General features: G+C 65.3%; 3 protein-coding genes. 2 read left to right on the forward strand and 1 reads right to left on the reverse strand.

Translation table 11 applies throughout. From position 1 onward, the window contains the following. The coding region (locus QOC89_RS25585; protein WP_323047570.1) for an ATP-binding protein at window positions 1–1358 on the forward strand (1358 nt) is incomplete at its 5' end. A gap of 225 nt (window positions 1359–1583) precedes the next feature. Beyond that, complete coding sequence (locus tag QOC89_RS25590; RefSeq protein WP_323047571.1) at window positions 1584–2609, forward strand: hypothetical protein; 1026 nt, start codon at window positions 1584–1586, stop codon at window positions 2607–2609. 84 nt (window positions 2610–2693) lie between these two features. Here QOC89_RS25590 and QOC89_RS25595 read toward each other — a convergent pair whose 3' ends face one another. Next, window positions 2694–3248 carry an NAD(P)H-dependent oxidoreductase gene (locus QOC89_RS25595; protein WP_323047572.1) on the reverse strand — a complete coding sequence of 185 codons (555 nt, stop codon included), beginning with the start codon at window positions 3246–3248 and terminating at the stop codon, window positions 2694–2696. Between the last annotated feature and the right edge of the window lie 84 nt (window positions 3249–3332).

Genomic DNA, 3332 nt, shown 5'->3' on the forward strand with positions numbered 1-3332 from the left:
CCGCGTGGTACCGGCATCTGAGCATGCTGATCCTGTCCATGTTCACGCCGTCCATCGTGCTGTGGTGCGTGATCTGGCTGTCGCTGCGGCGTCTGGGCGCGGAAGAAGAGGCGTGGGAGCGCTGGCAGGCCGAGGCGTCGATGCGACGCTCGATCGAATCCGCCTATCGTCAGTCGCGCAAGATGGAGGCGCTCGGCAATCTCGTGGGCAGCGTCGCACACGATTTCAACAACCTGTTGATGATCGTCTCCGCCAACGTGCAGATCGTCCGGCGGCGCGGCACGCCGGGACTCGACCGCGAATTGTCGGCAATGGAGCGCGCGCTCAAGAGCGGCCAGTCGCTCACCCGGCAATTGCTCGGCGTGGCGCGCAAGCAGCCGTTGCGCAGCGAGACACTGGCGCTCGAGCGCTGGCTGCCGGCGTGCCGCGAACTGCTGCGCGCGTCGCTAGGCGCGAAGATTTCGCTGGTGATGGACATCGGCGCCGGCATCTGGCCCATGCGTGTCGACGTCGCCGAACTCGAACTGGCGCTGATCAATGTCGCCGTGAACGCGCGCGACGCCATGCCCAACGGCGGCCGCTTCACGGTTCGCGCCGCCAATCTCAACTTCCGCCCCGAGGACGGTTTTCCGCTGACCGGCGACTTCGTGCAACTCTCGCTCGAAGACACCGGCGGCGGCATGCCGCCCGAGGTCCTCGCGCGCGCCTTCGAACCGCTTTTCACAACGAAACCGAAGGGCATGGGCACCGGTCTCGGGCTGCCGCAGGTTTTCGCCTTCTGCGAGCGCTCCGGCGGCCTTGCCGCGATCGACAGCGCGATCGGCGCGGGCACCTCGGTGCGGCTTTATCTGCCGCGCGCCGCTGCCGCCCCGGCGGCGGATTTGCCGGTGGAAGCGAGCGTTGACGAAAGCGGCACGCCGCAAGGCCTGCGCATTCTGCTGGTCGAGGACAACGATGAGGTCGCCGCAGGCACGGAAGCTTTGCTGCAGATGATGGGCCACCAGGTCACGTGCGTGTTCAACGCCGATACCGCGCTGCGCCTGTTCGACGACGCCCACGCAAGGCAGGCGCGCACCGGCGACCCGCTGCCGTTCGATCTGGTGCTGTCTGACATCCACATGCCCGGCACGATGAACGGCATCGACCTGGCGGAAGCCGTCCTGGCGTTCGACACCAAACTGCCAGTCATTCTGGTCACCGGTTACGCCGAGGAACTCGACCGCGCGCGGCATGTGGACGTGCGAGTGCTGTCCAAACCCTTTGACATCGCGTTGCTGGAAAACCTTTTGCAAGCAATCCAGCGCGACCTCGCGCAGACGGGCGCGGATCCGGCCGCGGCAGCGCATCCCGCCGATTGAAACCGGCGGCTTCTCGCTCGCCGCTGGGACTAGGGATTTACCATCGATTGTAAAAGCGCCGCTGCCAGGCGCCGCGCGCTTGCGCGGCCCGATCTGCTCAGACAAGTGCCAGCGGGCGTGCGGGTGCGTCCACCCGCCCCGGCATGATCGTTGCGGCGTATCTGGGAAAGGAGGCCGGCGCGTGGTCGCGCCGTCCGTTCCAGTCAAATACGTCGGGAGACAGCCATGCGACACACCGTGATTGGTTTATTCGACACCTATTCTCAGGCGGAAGCCGCCCGCGACACGCTTGTACAGACCGGTTTTGCACGCGAAACAATCGAGTTGCAGGCAAATCCGGAACCCTCTGTCGGCGCCGCAACCGATGAGGTTGCCGGTTCCGGCGTGCTCGCCAATATCGAACGCTTTCTCTCGAGCCTGTTTTCGACCAGCGCCCGTGCGCCGGAAACGGCGCGCTACGCGGAAGCCGTGCGCCGTGGCGCGGTGCTGGTGTGCGTCAGCGCGGCCAGTGAGTCGCACGCGGAACTGGCACGGAACACCTTGACGAGACTGGGCGCGACCGACATCGGCGAGCGCTCGCCCGATTGGGACACGCAGGCGGAAGCGAGTCGCGATCATTCGATCCTTGATGAACTCGGTATCGGCGCAGTAACGCCTGGCACGCCGCATACTTCGAGCGCGGCGGCACCCGGCGTCGCTATGCCTGGCGTAACCTCGCCCGCTCCGCCCGCAACGCCGGCCGAGCCCCTCTATCCGGCGCCGCTCATGGGCACCGACGCCGAGCCGTTCGTCCCGCCGCCACTGGCTGAGCGACCGGTGCGCGACCCGGTCAACGAGCCGGTCATCGACCCGCTGGTCGGCGACGCGGGACGCAGCGCGATCGCTGCTGGTGCGATGCCGGGCTCGGGCGCGATCTTGCAACCGTCCGAAGTCGTGTCCGAAGCGGGGCAGCCGACCGCGGGCTTAAGCGGTCAGATGCCGAACGAGTATCTAGAATACGAAGAAGATTTCCGCGCCCATTACGACGAGCAATATTCGACCGAGAACGCGCGCTATGAAGATTACGTGCCGGCCTATCGCTACGGCGCCGAGATGGCTCAAGATGAGCGTTATCGCGACAGGCCGTGGGATGACGTCGAGCCTGAAGCCCGCCGTCATTGGGAAACCACCTCGCCGGACAGCACCTGGGAGCGCTTCAAGCTTGCCGTTCGTCATGGCTGGGAACGGGTAACCGGGCATCACCACGTCTAGGCCGACGCGGCGCCAGCGCCGACAGTGCCGCGAGGGAGCGGCAATGTCGGCGCGTAGGGAACTTAGGCCTTCGCGAAGCCGCCGTCAGGCAGCGGCATTCAGTTTGACCCACGCGACATAGCGGTCGACGAAACTCTGCAAGAACTTGCGGGTGCCGTCGTTTACGATCTCGCCTTTCTCGTTGATCACCGCCGGGTCATGCTTGATGAACACTTCCGGCTGGCCGAGCGTGGGGACGTCGAGGTAGGCCAGCACATTGCGCAGATGCTGCTGTGCGAGCGCCGTGCCGGTCGCGCCGACCGAGGTGCCGATCACCGCGCCGGGCTTCCTGGCCCATGAATTTGTGCCCCACGGGCGGGAACCCCAGTCGAGCGCGTTCTTTAGAACACCCGGCATCGAGCGGTTGTACTCGGGCGTGACGAATAGCAGACCGTCGGCGGCTTCGATGCGCTGCTTCAGTTGTTTGGCGACTTCAGGATAGTCGGCGTCATAGTCCTGGCAGTAGAGCGGCAACGCACCGATATCGATGAATTCGAACGTGAAGTCCGCGGGGGCGAGTGAAATCACAGCTTGCGCCAACTGGCGATTGAACGACTCGCGGCGCAGGCTGCCGACAACCACTGCAATGTGATGGGCCATGATTCGTTTCCTTGAGGTGAGGCGCTTGACGCGCGGAAGGGTACGAACTGTCCATCATAGGCAAAAGCCGCTTGCGATGGCGGC

Origin of the sequence: Paraburkholderia sp. (genome assembly GCF_034668105.1) — a bacterium.
Classification (GTDB): domain Bacteria; phylum Pseudomonadota; class Gammaproteobacteria; order Burkholderiales; family Burkholderiaceae; genus Paraburkholderia.